Source organism: Enterococcus sp. 12C11_DIV0727, assembly GCF_002148425.2.
Classification (GTDB): domain Bacteria; phylum Bacillota; class Bacilli; order Lactobacillales; family Enterococcaceae; genus Enterococcus_L; species Enterococcus_L lemimoniae.
The window spans coordinates 1,753,886-1,778,281 of record NZ_CP147248.1 but is presented as its reverse complement, the minus strand read 5'-3'; the positions used below and the strand labels follow the sequence as shown (position 1 = coordinate 1,778,281).

The window sequence follows — 24,396 nt, the reverse complement described above, 5'->3', positions numbered from 1 at the left end:
TGGTAGCTGAACAAAAATAACAAAGAAAGGAGAAGAAAATGGAGAACAAAAAAAAGAATTTTTCTAAAATGAAAATAGTTGGGACTCTCATTGGACTAACCGCACTTGGTATTTTTTCTGTCACCATTTTGTTCACCACAACCAACCCAATACTAGCGAAACCGGAAAACAGTCTGGAAAAAGCAATGGATAAACGTGCTGAGCAAACAACTGAAAAATCAACAAAAAAGCTCCAACCAAGAAATTATCTAGCGAAATCTTTAGATCCAGTGGAAAATGAAGAAGGGTTAAAAGCAACTCCAAAAGTGTTGACATTAAAACAAAATGAAGCATTTCCTGATCTCAACAGCGAGGCAGGTCTGACAAAACTTTTTTCTGAAAGAGTTATACCGCAGCCAGAATATGGTGCTTTATATGAATATGTCACGGCTGATGGGACACCTGTTAACCCTAGTAGTGAAACAGTTGGATTTCAAACGATTTATGTAGAAATCACCGAAAATTATAATCTAACCAGTATTCGCGTTCCTATACCGGTAACTGTTACGGATTTAGGGACTTCTTTTTTGTTGGACGATCAGATTGCCCTTCAAACAGATAATACAAATGGGAAAATAATTCTATATCCAAATGAGATTGCAAATAAAACAGCAGAACAGCTACAGCAATTAGTCAAAACAAAATCCAATGTTCGCTCGTGGAAGTTGGAAGATGGGATCGCTGTTCCAGTTGAGGTGATCAACACTACGATTAGCGCTACTTCGGTTGGTGCCTATAAGGCTGAATTTGAAATTACGGTTGGAACCGGTGCACAAGAGCGAAAGGCTTCAATTCAAAAAGATGTCGTCGTTTTTGGTGCTGTTCCGCAAGCCTTTGTATCAGTTGCTCAAAACGCAACATTGAGCTTGGGAACAAGTCCAACTAATTTATTTACAAAGTTTCAAACAGTAAATAACGCTACTGCAACCAATGCAGTGTATCAATTTGTTGATGAGAATGGTGAGGCGTTAGAAAAATTTGATACTACAATTGTCGGATTTCATTGGGCCTATGTCAAGATGACAGAGAAGACCGATGAGTCTGTAACAACGACGATCAAAGTGCCAATCAATGTGACGAGTGCCGATACCACCGCTCTATTAACGAATAAAGTGATGGTAAAATCGGATGCAACAGTTATTCTTTATCCTGATGAAACAAAAGGAAAAAGTAAAGAAGAACTGATTGCCCTGATTCAATCTAGAGCGCATTTAAGTGCTTGGAACATGAGTACCGGGGCGGCAGTTCCAGTATCGTTTACAGACACAACAACGCTCAATAATTCTATTGGTGCATATAATGGAACAATCAAAGTCGAATTAGATGGCGTACAAGCCACTACAACACGAAATGTTACGGTATTTGGTGCGAATCCTCAACCGTTTGTGTCAGTTGCTCAAAATGCGACATTAGGCTTAGGGACAAATCCAACCAATCTATTTTCAAAATTTCAAACGGTAAACAGTACAATTGCAACGAATGCACTCTACCAATTTGTTAATGAAAATGGCGAAGTCTTGGAAAAATTTGATACCACAACTGTTGGGTTTCGTTGGGCTTATGTCAAGATGACGGAAAAAAACAACGACTCTGTTACGACAACCATCAAAGTGCCAATAAATGTAACGAATGGCGATACTACAGCCTTATTGGCGAATAAAGTGATGGTGAAATCGGATGCGAAGGTCCTTTTTTACCCGAATGAAACAAAAGGGAAAAGTAAAGAAGAGCTGATTACAATGATCCAAGCAAACGCTCATTTAAGTGCTTGGAACATGAGTACAGGAGCAGCAGTTCCAGTATCATTCACCGACACGACTGTAGTCAATAATTCAGTGGGTTCATACACAGGCACGATCAAAGTCGAATTGGATGGCACGTCAGCCACAACGACTCGAAATGTCACTATTTTCGGTGCGGATGTGAAATCTCCCTACTATTTTAAAGTAGATCAAAATAAAGACATGGCAATGGGGACGAATGCCGCCAATATTTTTTCAAAATATCAGTCTCTAAATGATGCGACGGCTACTAGCGCCACCTATGAATGGGTCAAAAATCCAGCAGGTGAACCTACAGAACCTGCAAATAAGTTTGATACGAGCAAAACAGGATTCCGCTGGGGTTATATCAAAATGACAGATAAAAAGGATCCAACAGTATCGACCATTATTCCTGTTCCTATTACAGTGACACTCGATAATCAAACGGTCATTGTTGAGTCAAAAGCAGGGATGAGTTTTAATTATCTGCCATTTTTGAATACAAGCGAGATCAAAGGGAAAACAGTTCCGCAAATCATTCAATTACTCACCAAAAAACTAGCGCCCAAAGCTTGGGATCTGATGTCAGGACAAGAACTAGATGCACGAATCACGAAATCTATGATCGTTAATTCTAGTAGAGGATCCAAAGAGGTATCGATTACGATTACTTTAGGAGAGCAGCTACTGACTTACAAATTTGAGGTTTTGGTTCTGCCAGATCAAGTTTTTGGAGAGAATACGCTAGATGGCTGGAGAAATGTTCCTTTGAATTCTACGGATGGTGTGATTACCAATCCATTAAACAATTCTAAAATGGGCTTTCCTGAAAGAGGAATTTCTGTAACATCGCAAAAAAATGAATTTGGCTTTATTATCAAAGATGGTGCTGGTAGAGGCTATGTTTATAGTGGTGGTGAAGGAAGAGTTTCAGATATTCCAGGAGTGAATAAGAATCCTATATATGGAACTGGTTGGTCTAGAGGAAGTGGAATTGGATATGATGCAGTTACTTCAAAAATCACATCTAAATATTTTCTACGAAAAGGGAACGAACTGAAGCAAATTCTAATAGATGAACCAAATCAGATTCTCTATGTTTACAACTTATCCTTGAACCGAAATTTGAACTTTAGTGTCCAATTAGATATGTATAATTTGTCCAATTCAGCAAAGAGTTTTTCAATGTTGGAAAGTGTGGATACGGATTATTATACCGATTCAGTTCCAATCTATGCATTAGGAAATAATAGTGGTTTTTATATCCAGCCTTCATCAGGCAAACGATTTACGATTCGTTTAAAAGATTCCAGAGGAAATTGGTTATCAGACTATACTAAATACATTGCTGGAGCGTATGGGAGTATTGGCGTTTCTGGTGGTTTTAACTATTTTGGCAATGATTATATGGGAACAGGCTCTGAAAGTAAAAATTACACGACAGGTCAAGTGATTGCGTCGAATGTCGATTCAGCTTACCAGCTAGGTGCACCTTGGAAAGATATTGCTCCAGATAGTGCGTTAAATACGGGTTATGAAATTTTTGCGGGTGATGAACTTCCCTATATGCAAATCAAAGCGGATCCGGAAGTCTTCAATATTTACCCAGATTATGTAGAAGATTTTAAGACGAGCTACAAACTAAGTAAAATTCCTACAACAACGGATCACGGGACTGTTTATGTTACGTATCCAACCGGTGTTGAAGTTACAATGCCTTTTAGTGCAAATAGTCAAAAAGAATTTGATAGTCTGTTGACGATTCCGAGAACAGGCTTACCAGAACAGTTAAATGAAGAACCAGGGACAATCAAACACTACGATACGTCTCTACTCGCAATCAATGAAGCAGAAGGTCCTTACAATGGTCTACCATCACAAGATTATGCCGTAAAAATCAATGTATACAATCTTGGTGCTAAACCGATTCCCCAAATCATCAAAAAAGGAACAGCCTTCAATAAAAAAGCAGCTGAAATCATTCAAGAGCCTGTCATTTTACCTGGACATACGGCTTCCTATGAATACGAAGGCGCAATGCCGGATACTTCAGTTACAGGCTTAACTAGCGTGATGGTGCGGATGACGGATGCAAACCAACCAGATAAGACGACCTTGATCAAAGTGCCAGTTCAAGTGATTGATGAAATACCGCCATCGAAAGGGTTGTATATTGCAGCGAATAATTTTAATAGCCGACCAGAGCCTTTTCAAGATTTAACTGAAAGTGAAATCAACCAGCTAATTCTTAAAAAATCAGAAGCAATTGCTTGGGATGTAGCAACGGGTTCAAGTAAAGATATCAAGCTTTCTGTAGAATCAACGACGCTACCGCAAAATCCTGAACAAGGTACCTACAAAGCTACCTTGAAGGCTACCAGAGGAACCGAAACAGTCAAAAAGACGATTACGATCGATATTCAAAGCAATCAAAAAGTGAATGTGGAATTTGTCGATGAAACAGGTGAGCCCTTACATGATAAAATTACGTTTGATAAAGTAATTGGTACAACAATTGACTTAACCGAGGAAAAGGATGTTCAAAAAGCACTTGAAAGCATTTTGGCCAAAAACTATCAACTAGTGAAGAAGCCAGATAATGAAACAGCTATTCCAGTTACGAGTGAAGAAAGTACTGTTCAATATCAATTTAAAGGGACACTGTTTGTACAGTCTTCTCCGACTTTCTTGAATTTTGGACGTAAGACATTAGGGATACCCTTTATAAAAGTAGAACAAGCAAAATATGACAAACCATTGATTGTTTGGGACAATCGTAAAAATGGTGGCGCATGGGATTTAACAGCGACCTTAAAGAAACCATTGACTAGCCAAGAAGATCCAAGCAAAATTCTACCTTCAGCGATCCGTTATAAGATAAATGAGACAGAAACGGTTATCTTATCGGAAAATACGACACAACCGATAGCGGAAAGAACACATGAATCTAAAGGACAGTACAATGTAAGTAATGAGTGGGATAAAAATGAATCAGGCTTATTACTAGAAGTACCTTCTGGTGAAGTGTTACAAGCAGGTGGTTATCGAGCAACGATTTTATGGCAAGTAGAACAAACACCATAATAGTAAATGAAAAAGTTTCGCCCAAAGAATTCACTAATGGGCGGAACTTTTTCTACTCATTGGAATGGCTATCATCCTTCATAAAAAAACAGTAATAATCCATATTATTCGTCAGATCCAAAGAAATTTTATACAATATAAAGTGAGCAACAAACAAAGCGCTAATGGAGGAGATCAAAATGAGTAATGTTATGGAGCAATTAAGGAAATATGCACTTTTACGTGGAATTTTTTATATTATTTTTGGGCTATTGATTGTGATTAATCCAAGAAGTGTTTTCCAACTAGCCGTCTATTTTATTTCTGCTTATATTGCAATTATGGGCGTGCTAAATCTTTATGATGGGTTCAAAGTTAAAAAGGCAACGGGTACCTATGGAATGAGTTTTCTTGGCGGGATCGTTTTATTAGTCATCGCAGGAATCGTATTGGTTTTTGCTAAAGGAATCGTCAGTATTTTACCGATATTCCTTGGACTTGTAATCGTCATTGTTGGTGTCACTCGTGCAATCCAGTCAGTTAATTTACGTACCTATGTTAACGTTAGTTGGATGCCAATGCTGATTTATAGCGTGATTTTGATTATTGCAGGATTAGTGTTAACATTCAATCCTTTCAGTAGTTTATTAGTACTATTCCAATTATTTGGTGGGATCTTGATCTTTATGGGAATCGGCGAGATCGTGTCCTATTTCCAACTACGTAATATTGATTAAAAAAAGAGCTGACTTCAGCTCTTTTTTTTCACTATTTTAATGCTTCCAATTCAGCTTCAGCTTTACTTAATTGACCTTGTAATTCTTCAAGTCCCTCTTTACCTAATGAAACAGATTCGTCAAAATTTGCTTGAAGATCATCCATCGTATTTTCTGTTGCCATTTCTTCTGTTTGTTTTTGAAGTTTAGTCATTGAAGCAATTGATTCTTTTAAAACTGAGATTTCTTGAACCAATTCTTGTTTTCTTTTGGCATCCTCTTCGCGTTTTTTAGACTCTTTTTCAAATTGTGCCTCTGTCTTGGTGCTTTCAGAGGTCTTTTTGCTTTTGGTTGTATCGCCGCAGCCAACAAGTCCCAACATAGCTAAAGAAAGTAGTACTAATAGTGTTTTTTTCATTTTTTTCTCCTTTTCCCTAACAAAAAATCTGAATGAAATCAAATGAGAAAACATCTGTTTCATTCATTATTAACGGTATCATAAAAAGAACCTTCACTCAATATGAAAAACATTTTTAAAGAGAGCAAGCTGTAAGTTTATTTTTGGTATATAAGTAAAAAATGAAGATTTTTTCATCATGATTTGATTGACCTTGTTTTAAATACTGGGTACTCTATATAAAAAGGTGGGTGGGTAGATGAAGGAAATAGTCATTTTGCTAGTGGAAGATGAAGCAAGTCTCGCTAATTTTGTTTCGGAAGAACTTCGATTTGAAGGATATGAAGTACTACAGGCAACGGATGGTGAACAAGCGCTAGAGATATATGAACAAAATCAAGAGAACATCACGATGCTATTATTAGATTGGATGTTACCCAAATATGATGGAATCACTGTTGCAAGAAGGATTCGCCGAACAAGTCAAGTTCCGATTATCATGATGACTGCTAGAGACCAAGTAACAGATAAAATTATTGGGCTGGATGCTGGAACAGATGATTATATTACAAAACCATTCGATATCGAAGAGTTATTGGCTAGGATCAGAGTAATCATCCGCCGCAAAGAGCAACTACAGAAACTTCAACAAGAGCCTGTATTATTTCAATATCATGACTTAACGCTAGATATAACGAAACGAGTAGTTAAACGATACAGCGAAGAAATCCAATTGACTCAAAAAGAATTTGAATTATTGGCAGAATTGATCAAGCATCCAGAAGAAGTACTTTCACGGGATGAATTATTAAATGCTGTTTGGGGTTATGATTATTTTGGTCAAACCAATACGGTAGATGTGTATATACGTTCGCTAAGAAATAAAATGGATTATGACCCGACTGGTCATTTGATACAAACGGTTCGTGGAGTAGGCTATGCATTGAGGAAAAACAATGAAAAAAAATAGAGCGACTTTAAAACAACGGAAAAATACAACACAATTCCAATTGACCATCCGTTTTATTGGGTTACTTATCTCAGCTGTATTGATTTTAAGCTTAGCGATTATGGGAATTACAGTAGTAGAATTATATGAATCAACTGAAAAACAAGCTGATTTGTTAGAAGATTCTTTAAAAAATAGTGGTGGGAAAGATGCCAAAGAGTGGCAAAAAGTTCTTGTTGAAAACGGCTCTAATGATAGTTCTCTTTATTTGGTTCACGTTCAGTTAGATACTGGAGAAGTTATTTACTCTTCTGAAGATGCCAAAGAGGTATTTCAGAAATTTTCTCAAATGAAACAGTTCCTAGTATTTGACAGAATCTTATGGACAAGTGAGATCGAGCCATACTATTATGCAAGTTTCCAAAAAGACGAAGCAAAGGTGACGCTTTTAGTAGATATGGAGGATCAATTTGATCTTATCGGGAGAATTTTTTCGTTAACGATTTTTATCACGTTGGCTGTGATTATTTTGGGATCATTGATTACGCATCGTTTTTCTAAAAATTTAAGTGGTTCGTTAGTCGTTATGGATGAGGAAATCAATCGATTAAACGTTTCAGATTCGAAACAACAGCAACTAACCATTCCAAAAACACCGCAAGAAGTTCAAAATATTTCGAAATCATTTAACCAATTACTAGAGAAGCAAAGAATGTATTTGAAACGGGAGCAACAATTCGTAACAGATGCATCTCATGAATTAAGAACACCGATTGCTGCGGTTCGGGGTCATGTGAATTTGATCAAGCGTCGTGGAAAATCACATCCAGAGGTGATTCCAACCTCGCTTTCTTATATCGATAAAGAATCGAAACGGCTGGAAAGCCTTGTAGAAAAGTTGTTATTATTAGGTCGACTAGACACACAATTTAATACAGAACAGCTAGATTTGTCATTGATCATTCAACAAACGATCAATGAACTGAAGGTTATGATGACACAAGAGGCCGTCATTAAAATTGAAACAGGCATTTTTTTAGAGGGACAAGTAGAGCATTTTTATCAGATTACCCGCAACTTGGTTGAAAATGCAATGAAGTATACAGAGGCTAGTGGGACGATCACCGTTACACTTTTCTCAGATGAGGGGACAATCCAATTGATTGTCGAAGATTCTGGTATGGGCATTCCAGATGAAGAGAAAGCCAAAGTATTTGAGCGCTTTTACCGAGTGGATCAATCACGCTCTAGTGAAATTTCTGGTACAGGAATCGGATTATCGATTGTGAAAGAGCTCGTTGAAAAATATCAAGGGGACATTGCTGTGACAGATGTATTGCCTCAAGGAACTCGATTTGCAGTAACATTTAAAACACAGATAAAATGAAGAATTCTTCATTTAACTTTCATGTTGCTTTATTTTTTAGTATGATTTACCTGCTAAAATAATAGTGTAAAGTAAATCACCTAAAGGAAAATTGAAAGGAATGGATAGAATGAATAAAAAGATGATGGTAGTAGGCACACTATGTTTAGGTTTTGCTCTAGCGGGCTGTACAAATACGGATAAGTCATTGGAGGCAAACAAAGAAAGTAAGATGAGTACGAAAGTGAGTCAGTCAACAAAACAAGATGTTAGCGGTACTTCAAACAGTACCACGAAAAAAACATCACAAAGAAAAGTAAGTGTAGAGGATGCAATTAAAGCTTATAATGAAGCATACCCAAATACTTCAATCACTTCTCTGGATTTAGATCCTTCATTTGGCATCTATTATTATGAAATCAAAGGTGTAGATGACTCTAAAGAATACGAAGTTAAAATCAATGCAGAGACTGGGGAACTAAAAAAAGAGCGTGAAGAAACACTAGATCAAGATGAACAAAACGGTGTGGAAAAGAAAAATGAAGCATTAGAGTTGAAGGGTATCTTATCAATAGAGGACGTCTCAAAAATCGCTGAAGATAGTGTGGGAGAAGGAACGGCGAATGAATGGTCATTAGAACGAGACCTAGCCCTTACTTATTGGGAAGTCAAAGTGCAAACTGGTAATAAGGAGATGACTGTAAAAATAAATGCTCAAACAGGAGATGTTCTAGAAAAAGAATTAGACGACTAAAAAGGAATTAGACGATGTAATATAGGATCAGAGCAACTTGCTTTGATCTTTTTTTGTTCAAGTAGGGTAAAAGATGTACATAGGTGCTTTCGCATTCTCATAAGCTCCTAAATGACTTATAATTTAACCAGCTTAACAAAGAAAGAGGTCTGCATATGAAACATGAAATGATTTCGCCAAATAAAAATTATCCGTTTAAATTATTTTCATTCACATCCAGAAATCCTGACCGAATGATCTCAACTCATTGGCATGAAAGTACGGAGTTATTGTATTGTTTGAAAGGAAATCTAGAGGTCCGTTTTCCACAGACAACGTATTTGCTAGAACCTGGAGATACACTTTTTATCAATTCAAATATCATTCATTCTTCTAGAAGCCCAATACCTAATGAAGTATTTGTGATACAGTTTCCACTTCCTTTTTTGAAAGAAATGACACAGCAACAGTACAATGATCGTTTTCTATTTAATTTGATCCCGATAAAACGAAAAGATTTGAAAGTTCAAACGTTATTGAATGAAATTTATCAAAAATATCAGGAAAATGATTTATCTATGAATCTACTCGTCAAAAGTCGCATGATAGAGTTTCTTTCTGTGTTAACTAAACATTATAGTATACCGATAGCAACAAAACAGACGATCAAAAGCTTAAAACATTTAGAGCGGTTGAAACAAATCAATGAATATGTGTTGAAACATTACAATCAATCACTGAAGTTAGAGCATGTGGCAGAAGCGTTTAATTATGATCCAGCTTATTTTTCACGCTTTTTCAAAAAATATATGGGGATTCCTTTTTCTGAGTATGTCAATACGGTTCGTTTGGAAAAAGCTTATTATCAGTTAAGAGATACAGATATGACAGTGTTGGCTATTGCGTTGGACAATGGTTTTTTCTCAGTGAAGTCTTTTTACAATGTGTTCAAAAAGCATTACACATTGTCGCCACAACAATACCGACAAAAATATTTTAAATAAAAAGTCATTATTTTTCCGATTTGAAGACGGATTTAGCACAGAAATAAACTGTGATACTCAGTATACTAAAATCAAGTAAAGCGCTTACTGGATATTGAGAGGAGAAATAAAAATGAAGAAAAAGCTACTCAGTTTTTTTGATAAAGTCAGTCCGTTTTTTGATAAGATGGGGACGAACCCTTATCTACAAGCCATTTCTGGTGCTATGATGTCAACGTTAGGTCCAGTCTTTATCGGCTCGATCGCTGTTTTGCTAGTTGTTTTTATGAATATGTCAAAGATGTTGCAAGGATTTACACAGGTTATTTCATTATTAGGAAAAGTGAATACATTTACGATTGGTTCTCTGGCCTTATATATTTCTGTTTTGATGGCAATCAATTTAGTTCGTAAACTAGATGAAAAAGAAGACTATGTGGCTGCGGGTATTATTTCTTTGATGAGTTTTCTATTGATCACACCGCTTGATAAAACAGCGGATGATGTTGCGGCATTGCCAACAACTTGGTTAAGTGCACAAGGGGTTTTCTCAGCAATGATTGTAGGGTTGGTCGTCGGGCGTTTGTTTTTAGCAATTAAGCGTAAAGGCTGGACCATTAAAATGCCAGAAGGTGTACCGCCGATGGTGACACGTATGTTTGAGTCCTTGATTCCCACCGTTTTGATCGGGATTATGTTTATTTTAGTTGATTTTGGTTTTAGTTTAACTACTTTTGGGAATATGCATCAATTTGTTTATACGATTATTCAAGAGCCGCTAAAAGGAATCGGTGGATCGATTGGAGCCATGATCATTTTAAGTTTGTTACAGCAAATTCTTTGGTTTTTTGGAATTCACGGTACAAATGTGATCTTGCCTTTAGTGACACCGCTTTGGATGGCAATGGATGTGGAAAATATGAATGCTGTCACGGCTGGACAAACACCGCCAAATATTGTTGGATTAGCATTCTTTAATATCATTACTTTTGGCGGGATGGCATTAGGTTTAGTCTTATTGATGTTGAAAGCGAAAAGTAAACAATATCGAGAAGTTGGTAAAATTTCAATCGTGCCTGCTTTGTTTGGTATTACCGAACCTGTGATTTTCGGTTCACCTTTAGTTTTGAATTTTGATTTAGCGATTCCGTTTATTTTTAATAATAGTATCGGTTTGATTTTGGCCTATGTTTTAACGAAGATCGGTCTAGTATCAAGATTTGTAGGTGTGCAGGCGATTTTTGGTTTACCAGTCGGCTTTCATGCGGCTGTCCAAGGAAGTATTTCCGTCATCATTTTACAATTAGTGATCCAACTCGTTTTGTCACCGATTCTGTGGTATCCATGGTTCAAGCGTTTGGATAAGAAAACATATCTACAAGAGCAAAGTGAAGAGGTGTAGAGAATGGAAGAAAAAGCATTAAAAGAGCTACTTGACTCATTGACTTGGGAAGAAAAAGTTGGACAGTTGGTGCAACTATCTGGTGATTTTTTCCATGCAGATCAGTTAGCAGTTGGCCCACAAAAAAAATTAGGGATCGATCAAAAGATCGTGGATCAAGTAGGATCAGTCTTGAATGTCACGGGAGCGGATAAAACGCGGGAAATTCAAGAGCGTCATTTAAAGAAAAGCAGACATAAAATTCCGTTATTGTTTATGGCGGATATTATCTATGGTTACCGTACCATTTTTCCAATTCCTTTAGGCTTAGGTGCAACCTGGAACCCTGAGTTGGTTGAATTAGCTTATCAGCAGACAGCAGAAGAATCGAACGCAGCAGGTGCTCACGTGACGTTTGCGCCAATGGTAGACTTAGTTCGTGATGCACGCTGGGGCAGGAGTTTGGAATCAACTGGAGAAGATCCCGTTTTAAATGCAGCCTTTGCCAAAGCTATGGTAACGGGACTGCAAAAAGATTTGCTTAATGGTGGTGGTATTGCTTCTTGTGTTAAACATTTTGCGGCTTATGGGGCGGCAGAAGGTGGTCGGGAATATAACACTGTTGATATGTCCGAACGTCGATTACGTCAAGATTATCTGCCTTCATACAAGGCAGCAGTTGATGCTGGTTGCCAGTTAGTGATGACATCCTTTAATACGTATGACGGAATGCCGGTGACAGGTAGCAAGTTTTTACTTGAAGACATTTTACGGAAAGAATGGGGTTTTGATGGTGTGATTATTTCTGACTACGCCGCCATTCAGGAATTGATTGCTCATGGTGTAGCAGCAAATGATCGACAAGCGGCGAAATTAGCAATCGAAGCAACAACGGATATCGATATGAAAACCCCTTGTTATGCAAAAGAATTAGAACCATTGATTGAAGCGGGGGAAATCAGTGCTGATCTAGTAGATCGCTCTGTTTATAGAGTCTTAAAATTAAAAAATGATCTTGGGTTGTTTGAAGATCCGTATCGTGGTGCTAGTCAAATGCAAGAAGAGCAAGTCTTCTTAACAGAAGAAAAGCGGCAGTTAGCTAAAAAAGTGTCGTCTGAATCGATTGTTTTATTGCAAAATAAGCGAGCAGTATTACCTTTGAAACCCAATCAAGAGAAAGTTTTACTGGTTGGACCATATGGGGACAATCAAGAGTTGATCGGTTTGTGGGCAGTTCATGGACAGCGGGAAGATGTTGTAACGATCAAACAAGGCTTTGAAAACTATCTTGATTCGGACCACTTGGTTTACACTCAAGGCTGCGATATGCTGGAAGATTACACATTTTTAGGCGAATTTGGTGCAACTAAAGACCAGATCGAGCAATTAGGTTTAAATGAAGCGATAAAAAAACAAGAACTTACAAAAGCCTTAGAATTAGCCAAACAAGCTGATACGATCGTGTTCGCACTAGGTGAGCATACAATGCAAAGTGGTGAAGCAGGGAGTCGTACTGATATTACCATACCGCAAATCCAACAAGAATTTTTAGAAAAATTAACAGTGCTGAATAAAAAAACGGTGCTGATCGTCATCAGTGGTCGACCACTTGTCTTAACAAAGGAGATTGAACAAGTCGATGCGATTCTTCAGGCATGGTTCCCAGGAACTGAAGGTGGAAATGCGTTAGCAGATATTATTTTTGGACAAACGAATCCAACAGGGCGTTTAAGTATGAGTTTCCCTTATTCAGTTGGGCAGTTGCCGATTTACTATAGTGAGTTTAAGACGGGACGTCCATTAACGAGTCCAACACACAAAGGTCGTTTTGTGTCTAAGTATTTAGATAGCCCAAATGATCCACTATTTTCATTTGGCTTCGGCTTATCATACAGTCAAGTTGAGTATCATGAGTTAACATTGGGCAGCGAAAAAATGGTGGAATCACTTGATGTATCGGTCAAAGTTAAAAATAATTCTAAACGTGCAACGGTAGAAACTGTTCAATTATATGTACAAGATGTGACGGGATCTGTAGTACGGCCGGTTAAAGAATTAAAAGCTTTCAAAAAAGTTGAGCTTGAATCTGGTGAAGAAAAAGAAGTAGTTTTCACTTTAACCAGAGCTGAGTTGAAATTCTATACGAAAGAAATGGCTTTCAAAGAAGAATCAGGAGCATTTATTGTTTTTGTTGGGGCGAATGTGAAAGAAACACAAGCATTACCATTTGAATTAGTGTAACGAAAAGCATCTAAAAAAGCACATTGAGGTTGGGACAGAGGTGTTTATTTCCGAAGGAGTTGCTTCTGCGTCTGCGGTTCTCGTTTCACTCCGATCCTCAAAGCATGGAGGACCGTGTGCTCCCACCGTTTATTTGGATTCTAGGTGTTTGGGATATGACTCTATGAGTTATATCCCAAGCACCTATATTTTTTTGTGCTGAAAACTCAAAAGAGTCTTGCAAAAAAAATAGTGAAATGGTACTCTTAATTTCTAATTGAGAATGATTTTCATTTTCAATTAAAGTGATCAATTACTTTAAGAATAGGAGCAACAAGATGGACATGAATTCAATTGAACAAATTATCCGGGAACGTCGTACGATTCGCACGTTAACCGATCAAACGGTTGCTCTAGATGTTATATATGAACTATTGGAAAGTGCGAGTTATGCACCTTATCACTCTAAAGAAGAGCCTTGGGAAGTGATAATTGTCAGTGAGGAACAAGAACGACAAGTATTCGTGAAAGAAATCATGGACAGCTATGATCGTTTAGATATCTGGTCCCGCTATGATCAGCAAAACGTAGCAAAGGCTAAAACAAGGACGCAAGATTATTTCTTAGAAGTTCCCCTTAGTCTAGTCGTCACAGCGCCTATTGGTGAAAGTGAAAAATCGAACTTGGAAGCAATCGGTGCGGTGTCGGCCTTTATCCAAAACATTCAATTAGTCGCTTGGTCAAGACAAATTGGTGTGACTTGGCGCACGATTCCAGTGATTTTTGATAAAGTGTTTAAGCAAAATATTGGTGTGACTGAGGAACGACAAATCATTGGCTTGCTTGATATTAGCAAAATAGATGAAAAACAAAAATTACCAATAAGCCGTAGAAATCCAGTTTCGCAGTGGGCGATAGGCTTGACGGATAAGCTGTCAGACTTTAGTGAAAATAACGAGTAGTTCTGATTTTTTAGGTACACAGGAGGCGTATTTTTTTGCAAGCAATCAAGACAAACAAGGTAAGGGTCAACGGGAAAATAAAACTGTATTATCCTTTGATCCTGCTGTTTTTAGTAGCTCTTATTCTTTTATCGATCGTCTATTCATTGATCAATGGACAGGCGAATATTTCAATTGAAGACATTGTGCAGATTCTTTTAAATAAGGTATCCGGTGGTAGAATCGGTTCTTTAGATGGCGTTGCAAGTAATTCTGCGGTGAATATCATTTGGTTCGTGCGTACACCTAGAGTAATTTTAGCTGTTTTTGTCGGGATGGGGTTGGCGATCACTGGAGCTGTTATGCAAGCAGTCGTTCAAAATCCTTTGGCGGATCCTTATATTTTAGGGATTTCTTCTGGGGCATCACTAGGGGCGACATTTGCAATTCTGGTAGGTTTTGGCACAGGAAGTATTTTTTCTCAGTTTGGTTTGGCTTTTGGTGCTTTTGTCGGTGCTATGGCCGCCGCATTTGGTGTACTGATTTTATCTGGAATTGGCGGGCGGATGACGTCAGTCAAACTGGTTTTATCGGGTTCTGTGATAGGAGCATTGTGTAGTTCGATTTCTAGTTTTATTGTTTACTTGGCCAATAATGCAGAAGGCATGAAGACGGTGACTTTTTGGGCGATGGGCAGTTTAGCTTCTGCAAGTTGGAATAAATTAGGTGTGTTGTCGGTTGTTGTAGGCCTGATTACTAGCTTCTTTTTGTTTCAGCACCGGATTTTGAATGTCATGTTGTTAGGAGACGAAGCGGCAATTACTTTAGGTGTTCCCTTGGCGAAATATCGGCAAATCTATTTATTGTTAGCAGCTCTTTTGACAGGTGTAATCGTAGCTTATTCTGGAATGATCGGTTTTGTGGGCTTAATTATTCCTCACATTGTCCGAGGCTTGATTGGTTCTGATCATAAACGGTTACTACCGATCGTAGCGCTGTCTGGATCGTTGTTTATGATTTGGGCTGATGTACTTTCTCGAATCATGATTCCAAACGTGGAGCTACCGATCGGGATCATCACATCAGTGATCGGTGCGCCATTATTTATCTATATCATTGTCAAAAAAGGCTACAATTTCGGAGGCTAACAATGGAATTAACTGTAAAAGACTTAGAAATCATGATTGGACAAGAAGCAATTGTTAAAAGTATTTCTTTTCAAACACAAAAAAAGCAATTTGTAGGGATTATCGGTGCGAATGGTTGTGGGAAGTCAACGATGCTCAAAGGTATCTACAAAGGCATCAAACCACAAGCAGGAAGTGTCTTTTTAGAAGAGCTTGATTTACTAACTGTATCTGAAAAGAAAGTGGCACAAAAGTTAGGTGTTGTGAACCAATTTAATGAACTAAACTTTGATTTAAGTGTCTTTCAAATGGTTTTACTAGGAAGAACGCCCCATAAGAAATTGTTAGAATCAGACACTCAAGATGATATCGCAATTGTGATGGATGCGTTAGCTAAAACGAATTTAACTAGCTACTCTGATCGAAGTTTCTTATCCTTATCTGGCGGAGAAAAACAACGAGTCATCTTGGCTCGAACGATTGCTCAGCAACCTAGCTATATGATTTTAGACGAACCAACCAATCATTTAGATATTCGTTATCAATTAGAAATATTGAGCTGTGTCAAGAATTTAGGGATTGGCGTTTTAGCGGCATTGCATGATCTGGAATTAGCTGCTCATTACTGCGATTATATTTACGCAATGAAAGCTGGTAAGATCATTGCTGAAGGAGAGCCAGAAGAGCTGTTTACTGAAAAGTTGATCGAAGAAATTTATGGCGTTAATTGTACGATCTATAAAAATCCAGTAACTGGACGTTTAGGGTTTGCTTATTCTTTAGACTAGTTACTAGGTTTAACATACATGAAGAGGATGGGACAAAATGAAAAAAGCACTAATTATTAGTTTAATGAGCTTGGCGATTATCACTGGCTGTGGGCAAAAAGAACAAAAAGCAACAGAGAAAAATCAAAGTGAAGGTTATCCTGTAACGATTCAAAATTTTGCAAAAGCAGAAGGTTCTGAAAGCTGGCAAAAGAAAGAGCAAACCTTTGATAAGGTTCCCGAAAAAGTTTTAGCAAATACCCAACCTGCTGCAGAATTATTGCTGCATTTAGGCTTAAAAGATAAAATCGTGGGTGTCGGTGCTGTTTTTGGCGAACGAGATAAAGCTGTGGAAAAAGAATTTGATCAGTTAAACCATTTATCAACAGACTATATTGGCAAAGAAACAGCTTTAAGTGTTGATCCTGATTTAGTCTATGGTCGTGGTGGTCTGTTTGACAATCAAGACTGGGGTGTGGGAACAGTTGATACATTGAATGAGATGGGCATCAAAACATTTGTTTTGAATTCTTCTGTGACAGGTGGTACGTTTAACTCTGTTTATGATGACATCGATAATTTAGGTAAGGTATTCAACGTAGCTGATAAAGCAGAGGACTTCAAATCAGAATTAAAAGAACGGCAAGCAACTGTAGAGAAAAAGCTAGCGAAAATCAAAGACGATCAAACATTCGCTTATCTACACACCACAGATCCAGAAGAATTATACGTTTATCCAGCAAATAATGAAACGTTTTTCAATGATATTTTCAAAATGGTAAAACTGGACAACGTGTTTAAAGACGAAAAAGGTGAAGTAAGTGTGGAGAAATTGATTGAAACTGATCCAGATGTCTTGATTGTAGCGGATTGGAGCACGATGAAAGGTGGGATTTCAGGAGACACAATGATCGATGCTGTACTGAAAAATCCAAAGCTTTCCAGTATGAAAGCAGTTAAAAATAAAAAGGTTTATGCCGTTGATTACAACTATATGTTTGGATATGGCTATCAATCATTAGATGGAATTGAAAAATTAGCGGATGAGATGTATCCAGAAAAATAATAAATATAACTGACACAATGCTGAAAGAGCGCTGTGTCAGTTTTTAATTGCTGTTTTTTCACAATTGTTTCATTAAGATTAAAGCATAACAAGAATTCAAGTGTAAACGAACGATAACAATTAGTAAAAAAACGATCAAACCTTACGTAATAAAGGTTTATTTTACCTTTTCGATAAAAAGAATTATGAGGAAAAAATAAGCGAAAAATGAAAACTGGTCTAGAAAAAAGTCGAAATTATGCTATACTGATTTTAGCTTGATACATTCATTTTTAATGAGAAATTCAGTGAGATTTACTGAAAGAGATCAGGCATTTGGACAATTGCTCTACACAAATAATGGAGAAGTGGATTTCAGAAATTTTACACAATATTTACTTCAATATTATGAGAAATTTACATCATTAAAATACAATAGGTATAGCTAAAGTAGCGAGATGATCGGATGTTCTAGCAATACCGAAATGCGAAGGGATGGAAAGAGTGAAAAAGAGAACGAAATTATTAGGATTGCTGTCAGTTATTGGTTTAAGTGTAGGATTACTTACAGGATGTGGGTCAAGCGGCGATAAAAAAGCAGCAGATGATACCAAACCATTAGAATTACAATTTGTACCAACCAACAACGATGGCTCAATGGAAGCCAAAGCGAAACCTTTCGCAAACTATTTAACAGAAAAATTAGGTCGTGAGGTTAATGTTACGTTAGCAACAGACTATTCAACAATCGTTGAAGCAATGGCCTCAGGAAAAGTAGATATTGGGATCATGCCGCCATCGGCATATGTTCAAGCCCGTAATCAAAAAGCGGCAACAGCCATCTTATCTTCTGAACTAGGTGCTTTTAATCGGGAAACAGGCAAACCAGAACCAAACAAATTATCAAGCACCTTTAAAGGTGAAGTACTTGTTCGAGCAGATAGTGGCATCGATTCTTTAAAAGATTTAAAAGGGAAAAAAATTGCCAGCTTAAGCCCTAATTCAGCTAGCGGCTATATTTATCCAGTGGTTGAAATGAAAGAAGCGGGAATCGACCCAACCAAAGATGTTACCTTAACAACAGTCAATGATATTCCAAGTGAAATCACAGCAGTCTTAAATGGGCAACAAGATGCTTGCTTTGTTTTTGAAGGAGCACGAAATGTGTTTGCTTCAAAATTTGAAAAAGACGACTTATTCAAAGATTTGAAAGTGCTGTATCTAACAAAAGGTGATATTCCAAATGATGCAATCGCCGTTCAACCAAAAATGGATAAAGACTTGCAAACTAAAGTCAAAGACGTTTTCTTGGCAATGCCTAAAGATAAAGAAGGCGCTGAAGCCATGGCAATGTGGGGACACAAAGGCTATGTAGAAGCAGATGATAAAAATTATGATGCAGTGGAAGAATATACAGAAAAAGCAGCAGAATAAAGCTTTGCAACATGAATGAGTGACTTAAAAGCTGAACGGAATTTGTTCAGCTTTTCTATTTTTTAGAATAAAAAGGAGAAATCATGATTCAGTTTGAGAATGTAACAAAAACCTATAATAATGGGGTCAAAGGCCTTAAGAATATTAATTTAACGATCAATGACGGTGAGTTTGTTTCCGTGATTGGATTAAGTGGTGCAGGTAAGAGTACCTTGCTACGATCAATCAATCGTCTAAACGAAATTAGCGAAGGCAATATTATGATTGACGGTGCTTCAATCACGAAAGCAAATAAACGAGACTTGCGTAGAATCCGCAGAAATATCGGAATGATTTTCCAACACTTTAATTTAGTAAAAAAGAGTTCTGTTCAAAAAAATGTTATTTCAGGTAGATTAGGCTATTATTCAACATTCAAAAGTATTTTTGGGATTTTTTCAAAAGAGGATTACGCTTTAGTTAGTGATGCTTTAGGACGTGTGGGATTAGCAGAAAAACTGCATTCTAGAAGTGATGAATTAAGTGGTGGGCAACAGCAACGTGTGTCAATCGCAAGAACTTTGGTTCAACAAGCATCAATCATTTTAGCAGATGAACCAGTGGCTTCTTTGGATCCAATCACAACCCAAAAGATCATGAAAGATTTGAAAAAAATTAATCAGGAATTGAACCACACTGTTGTGATCAATCTGCATTCTGTTGACTTAGCTCGTGAATTCTCAAGCCGGATCATTGGCTTACGTGATGGCGAAGTGGTCTTTGATGGAACTGCTGCTGAGGCAACTGATGAAGTGTTGACTAGTATTTACGGTGCGGATATTTTGAAACAAGCTGAAGGTGTTGCGTAATGAAGTTAAAAGATACGATTCACCGTGATTTATATAAGCATCTATTCATTGTAGTGTTAGTTCTTTTGTGCGTCTTTTCAAGTGCGAGAGTAACAGGAGCACAAATGACAGATGTTTTTAATAACTTGGATCAGATGGGAATTTTTTTACAACGATTTCTTAGTCCAGATTGGAGTTATATTCCCAAAATCATTGAGCCGATGCTGAAAACAATCAAAATGTCAGTTGTTGGAACTACACTTGGGGTGGTTTTCGCTGTACCGTTTGCTTTTCTTGCAACAACAGTCGTTACCAGAAACTTTTTTGTAACCACAATCATCCGCTTTTTAATGAGTATTGTTCGTACGATTCCTAATTTATTATTGGCCGCTTTGTTTGTAGCTATGTTTGGGATCGGTGAATTTACAGGTGTATTAACGATTGCTGTGTTTACGTTCGGAATGGTTTCCCAACTAGTTTATGAAGCAATCGAAACGATTGATCATGGGCCAATCGAAGCAGCTGAATCTGTCGGTTCCACAAAGACACAGATTGCTTTTTGGTCAATAGCTCCACAAATATCTCATCAAATTGCTAGCTATTCTTTGTATGCTTTTGAAGTCAATATTCGTGCTTCCACTATTTTAGGTTACGTTGGAGCCGGCGGGATCGGCGTTATTTTAAATTCTTCGTTAAGCTTGATGCGTTATGACCGTGTATCGATTATTATTTTAGCTATTTTAGTTGTGGTGATCACGATCGATTGGATCAGTGAAATTATCAGAAAGAGGTTGGTATAATGAGCATAAATCGAAAATTAAAAAGCTATTTACCAATTATTGTTGTTTTAGCAATCATTCTTTATTCAGCAGCGGGTATCGATTATTCGGAGGCTGGAAACATGTCTTTTGATATGGTCAAATCAGTTCTTTCTGGGCTGTTCCATCCAGATTGGGGTTATATCTATGATGGTAGTGGCGAGGATCTAATGAGTTTACTACTGTTAACGATCGGTATTGCTTTTTTAGGAACTGTGATTGCGACGGTCTTAGCGTTGCCGCTAACGTTCATTAGTGCGCATAATCTATGGAAATCGAATACGATTGTTTCTAAAATTGGTAAGTTCATTTGTAACGTACTAAGAGCTTTTCCAGAACTTGTTTATGCAATCATTTTTGTGAAGATGGTTGGACCAGGTCCTTTTGCTGGTGTCCTAGCAATTGGGGTTCATCAAATCGGGATGCTAGGGAAATTATATACTGAAGAAATCGAATCAATGGATGAAGCACCTGTAGAATCAATGACGGCAGTCGGTGCTAATTTCTGGCAAACAATGTTTTATGCACGCTTGCCGCAATTGATTCCAACTTTTTTATCACTAGCCTTGAATCACTTTGAAATTGCAGTCCGCAGTGCAGCGACTCTTGGGCTTGTTGGAGCTGGGGGAATCGGGGCACCGATGATTTTTGCAATTCAATCCCGAGCATGGGATAAAGTTGGTATTATTTTGTTTGGCATTATCATTACCGTTTTCTTGATTGATGCTATAACTGGCTATCTACGCAAAAAACTACAATAATAAAAGTGCAGCGGGCTCGTCTGACTCTGACGGGAAAATAAGTAAAATATGACTGAAATGTTTTTTGCCTCATTCATAGTTTATCTTTTTCCCGAAGACCTTCACCAAGTAGGTACTACTCTATATCTATTCATTTTATTAGCAGCGTTTCCTAGCAATCTCTGGAGCGAAGTGATGAGATCGGAAGAGCGTAGTACTAGCCCGCGTAGCTAGATAATTCGTGAGGATAAAAAATGGATAAAATAACAGTTTTGAGTACGACAGACATTCATGGTTTTTTAACAGCAGCTGGACAAGAAGAGAGTGGCATTAGCTCTCTTCCTGCAATTGCTGAAAGCTACCATGAACCAATTTTGATTGACAACGGTGATTTTCTGGTAGGTAGTCCTCAGACTACTTTTTTTAATACAACTAAAACAATTTCACCTTTGATCAAGTTGGCGAATGAAATCGGATTTGATGTGATGGTTCCAGGAAATCATGATTTTGATTATGGAATTGATTTTTTGAAGTGTCAAGCAGAGGCTTTTAATGGGCACTATCTTTGTGCTAATGTTTTGGATTTAACTGATGAACAGATTTTTGAGCCATATACAATTATTGAACGAGGAAACTTGAAAGTTGGTGTGATCGGTGTGATCACCAGTGCAATGCCGCAAATTGCTGATTATGAACAAACCAAAGAGTTGAAATTTATCAATGTGATCGATAGCTTAAAGCGGTGGGTACCTATTGTAAAAGCACAAGTCGATGTTTTGATCGTAAGTTATCATGGCGGAATCGAACGTGATATGAGTTGCGGCCAACCAACTCAATATGATACTGGAGAGGATCAAACTTACCGAATCATTGATGAAATAGCGGAGATCGATGGTGTGATTTGTGGACACCAGCATCGAGTCAACGCGGGCGTGCTGAACGACACAGCTTTTGTACAACCGGGATATCGGGGAAATTACATTGGAGAGTTAAGTTTCTCCATCCAAAATAATCAAGTAGTGGAGAAACAAGCACAATTGGTTGCGACTAAGAGGTATCCAACGATAGTTTTTTCTGTATATAACGAAGTTGACTATGAAAATTGGCTGGATCAAGAACTAGATGTAAGGCGTTTGGATCAGTATTTAGCTAAAAAAGTACCAGGAACTTTTTATGCAGTGACACTTAAAGGAAAAACGATTAGAGATTTCTTAGCTAGTTTTACTCCGCCCTATACACTTTCAACCTATCATGTGTCGCAGGAAGAACTAAGACAGTTGCTGATAAATCAATCGATTTCAGGCATCAAAATAGCGCACGATCAAATAATACCTAAACAATCTGATTACCGAATAACAACGAATAGAGCGCTTTTTCCAAGCTATCGTTTAGAAACAAATTATATCTATAATGTGTTTGATGAGTATCTTGCTACTATCAATGGTAATGCAAAATAAAAAATAGACTTGGGGTGAGACAATGAAACAGCAATTGAAAATTTATTACACATCTGATGTCCATGGTTATTTATTTCCAACCAACTATGCTGATACACAAGAAAAAGAAATGGGTCTTTTAAAATGTATACCGAATTTTAAAAAAGATGAGAATACCCTGATTATTGATGGTGGAGATATGCTCCAAGGTTCAGCGTTGGCTTCTTATAGTCAGGCTCACCCTGAAGAAGGATTTCCCCAAGCAGAAGCATTAAATCATGCTGGCTATGATTTTGTCACTGTAGGAAACCATGATGTGAATTTTGGTACAAACTACTTATATCACTATTTAGAAGCATTAGATGCAACCTGTGTTTGTGAAAATATACTTGATGCTAAAAGTCAGACGAAAAAATTTCCGTGGACCATCAAAACCTTAACAAATGGATTGAAAGTCGGTATTGTCGGCGTAGTGACCGATTACATCAATGTTTGGGAAAAAGCTGAAAATATCAATGACATCACCGTCGCTGATCCATTTATAGCAGCTAAACAAGCTCTTATAGAAGTAAAACCACAGGTTGATTTTACGATTTGTATTTATCATGGTGGCTTTGAAAGAGATGTCAAATCGGGAAAACTATTATCAAAAACAAGCGAAAATGTTGGATATAGAATCTGTAAAGAACTTGATTTTGATTTACTATTAACAGGACACCAGCATTTATTGATTGAAGGGCAATTTTTACATGGGACTTACATTGTGCAGCCCTCTGCCAATGCGATGACCTACTTTCAGATCAATATTGAAAAGATCGAGGATAACATCGAAATTACCTCCGCTATCGGCAAGCCTAGCATTCAACCTGAAATAGATTTAGTGAAGCGGCTGCAACCTTTAGAAACAAAGGTACAAAATTGGTTAGATCAAGCAATTGGAAGCTTGAACCGTGACGCATTAGCCGAAGATAAATTAGCGATGGCTATGCATGGCAGTCCTGTTGTTGAATTGATCGGAGCCGTTCAATTAGCTGCCAGTCAAGCGCAAATCACAGTTGTTTCTTTAGCGAATACATCACCGGGCTTTCACAAAGAAGTAACTATGCGAGATGTAATCGCAACTTATCCATATACGAATCAGCTAATTACCTTAAAAATCACTGGTAAACAATTAAAAGAAGTTGTGGAAAAGAATACAGATTATTTTAGTGTTGATGAACAAAATAAGATGATTATTTCTCCTAGTTATTTGTATCCTAAAGTTGAACATTATCATTTTGACTTTTTTGTCGGCATTGAATACACAGTTGATCTTTGCCAAAAGCCAGGAAATCGCGTGAGTGCTTTACGCTATAAAGACCAAGTGATCAAAGAGACGGATGAATTTACGATTGCGTTAAGCGATTATCGAGCGAGCGGTGGCGGTGGGTTTCCTACGTATCTTGAGTGTCCAGTAATCAATGAGGGAGCACAAGAAATCGTTGAATCCATTGTCAACTATATCCAGTCGCATGAGGAAATCGTAATCCCTAAAATGTTAGACTACAAAATAACATATTCTTGCAAGTAACTATTTGCTTACTTTGGATGAAGAACAAAAATAGGCTGCAGTAAAACGGTTGGTTTTACTGCATCCTATTTGTCATCAGAT

Annotated in this window: 19 protein-coding genes; 18 read left to right on the top strand and 1 reads right to left on the bottom strand. The window is 37.5% G+C overall.

Annotation, left to right across the window (positions count from 1 at the left end; all coding sequences use genetic code 11):
* The first annotated feature begins 38 nt into the window (after positions 1-38).
* Positions 39-4,886, top strand: a complete 4,848-nt coding sequence (locus A5866_RS08515; protein WP_086443793.1) for a MucBP domain-containing protein — start codon at positions 39-41, stop codon at positions 4,884-4,886.
* 179 nt (positions 4,887-5,065) lie between these two features.
* A complete protein-coding gene (locus tag A5866_RS08510; protein WP_086443794.1) occupies positions 5,066-5,602 on the top strand; it encodes an HdeD family acid-resistance protein in 537 nt (178 codons plus the stop codon).
* A gap of 31 nt (positions 5,603-5,633) precedes the next feature.
* Here the strand turns inward: A5866_RS08510 and A5866_RS08505 are convergent, their stop codons facing one another.
* Positions 5,634-5,999, bottom strand: coding sequence for a hypothetical protein (locus A5866_RS08505; RefSeq protein WP_086443795.1), 366 nt, complete (start codon positions 5,997-5,999; stop codon positions 5,634-5,636).
* Between the two features lie 238 nt (positions 6,000-6,237).
* On the opposite strand from A5866_RS08505, the gene A5866_RS08500 reads away from it, so the two are divergent.
* The 16 genes from A5866_RS08500 (at position 6,238) to A5866_RS08425 (ending at position 24,315) form a co-directional block, all read left to right on the top strand.
* Positions 6,238-6,948 (top strand): response regulator transcription factor, encoded by a 711-nt coding sequence (locus A5866_RS08500; RefSeq protein WP_086443796.1) that lies wholly within the window; start codon positions 6,238-6,240, stop codon positions 6,946-6,948.
* Positions 6,935-8,314, top strand: a complete 1,380-nt coding sequence (locus tag A5866_RS08495) for a sensor histidine kinase (protein WP_086443797.1) — start codon at positions 6,935-6,937, stop codon at positions 8,312-8,314. The genes A5866_RS08500 and A5866_RS08495 overlap by 14 nt, the downstream gene beginning before the upstream one ends.
* Before the next feature lie 109 nt (positions 8,315-8,423).
* Complete coding sequence (locus A5866_RS08490) at positions 8,424-9,047, top strand: PepSY domain-containing protein (protein WP_339099769.1); 624 nt, start codon at positions 8,424-8,426, stop codon at positions 9,045-9,047.
* 155 nt (positions 9,048-9,202) lie between these two features.
* Positions 9,203-10,030, top strand: coding sequence for an AraC family transcriptional regulator (locus tag A5866_RS08485; protein ID WP_086278427.1), 828 nt, complete (start codon positions 9,203-9,205; stop codon positions 10,028-10,030).
* 112 nt (positions 10,031-10,142) lie between these two features.
* Positions 10,143-11,411, top strand: coding sequence for a PTS sugar transporter subunit IIC (locus tag A5866_RS08480; protein WP_086443799.1), 1,269 nt, complete (start codon positions 10,143-10,145; stop codon positions 11,409-11,411).
* Between the two features lie 3 nt (positions 11,412-11,414).
* Positions 11,415-13,631 carry a beta-glucosidase BglX gene (gene bglX / locus A5866_RS08475; protein WP_086443800.1) on the top strand — a complete coding sequence of 739 codons (2,217 nt, stop codon included), beginning with the start codon at positions 11,415-11,417 and terminating at the stop codon, positions 13,629-13,631.
* Positions 13,632-13,948: 317 nt separating this feature from the next.
* The gene (locus A5866_RS08470) at positions 13,949-14,572 is read left to right on the top strand and encodes a nitroreductase family protein (protein WP_086443801.1); all 624 of its coding nucleotides are present in this window, start codon (positions 13,949-13,951) and stop codon (positions 14,570-14,572) included.
* Between the two features lie 35 nt (positions 14,573-14,607).
* The gene (locus A5866_RS08465; RefSeq protein ID WP_086443802.1) at positions 14,608-15,699 is read left to right on the top strand and encodes a FecCD family ABC transporter permease; all 1,092 of its coding nucleotides are present in this window, start codon (positions 14,608-14,610) and stop codon (positions 15,697-15,699) included.
* 2 nt (positions 15,700-15,701) lie between these two features.
* The gene (locus A5866_RS08460) at positions 15,702-16,466 is read left to right on the top strand and encodes an ABC transporter ATP-binding protein (protein WP_086278433.1); all 765 of its coding nucleotides are present in this window, start codon (positions 15,702-15,704) and stop codon (positions 16,464-16,466) included.
* 37 nt (positions 16,467-16,503) lie between these two features.
* A complete protein-coding gene (locus A5866_RS08455) occupies positions 16,504-17,511 on the top strand; it encodes an ABC transporter substrate-binding protein (RefSeq protein ID WP_086443803.1) in 1,008 nt (335 codons plus the stop codon).
* Positions 17,512-17,994: 483 nt separating this feature from the next.
* Entirely contained in the window at positions 17,995-18,924 is a 930-nt protein-coding gene (locus A5866_RS08450) for a phosphate/phosphite/phosphonate ABC transporter substrate-binding protein (RefSeq protein ID WP_086443804.1), read from the top strand.
* 83 nt (positions 18,925-19,007) lie between these two features.
* The gene (gene phnC, locus A5866_RS08445; protein ID WP_086278436.1) at positions 19,008-19,772 is read left to right on the top strand and encodes a phosphonate ABC transporter ATP-binding protein; all 765 of its coding nucleotides are present in this window, start codon (positions 19,008-19,010) and stop codon (positions 19,770-19,772) included.
* Positions 19,772-20,551, top strand: coding sequence for a phosphonate ABC transporter, permease protein PhnE (gene phnE, locus A5866_RS08440; RefSeq protein ID WP_086443805.1), 780 nt, complete (start codon positions 19,772-19,774; stop codon positions 20,549-20,551). Before phnC ends, phnE (A5866_RS08440) begins: the two co-directional genes overlap by 1 nt.
* The gene (gene phnE, locus A5866_RS08435; protein ID WP_086278438.1) at positions 20,551-21,330 is read left to right on the top strand and encodes a phosphonate ABC transporter, permease protein PhnE; all 780 of its coding nucleotides are present in this window, start codon (positions 20,551-20,553) and stop codon (positions 21,328-21,330) included. The genes phnE (A5866_RS08440) and phnE (A5866_RS08435) overlap by 1 nt, the downstream gene beginning before the upstream one ends.
* 233 nt (positions 21,331-21,563) lie before the next feature.
* Entirely contained in the window at positions 21,564-22,766 is a 1,203-nt protein-coding gene (locus A5866_RS08430) for a metallophosphoesterase (protein ID WP_086443806.1), read from the top strand.
* Positions 22,767-22,788: 22 nt separating this feature from the next.
* Positions 22,789-24,315: a bifunctional metallophosphatase/5'-nucleotidase gene (locus tag A5866_RS08425; protein WP_086443807.1), complete on the top strand. Its 1,527-nt coding sequence runs from the start codon at positions 22,789-22,791 to the stop codon at positions 24,313-24,315.
* Positions 24,316-24,396 lie beyond the last annotated feature (81 nt).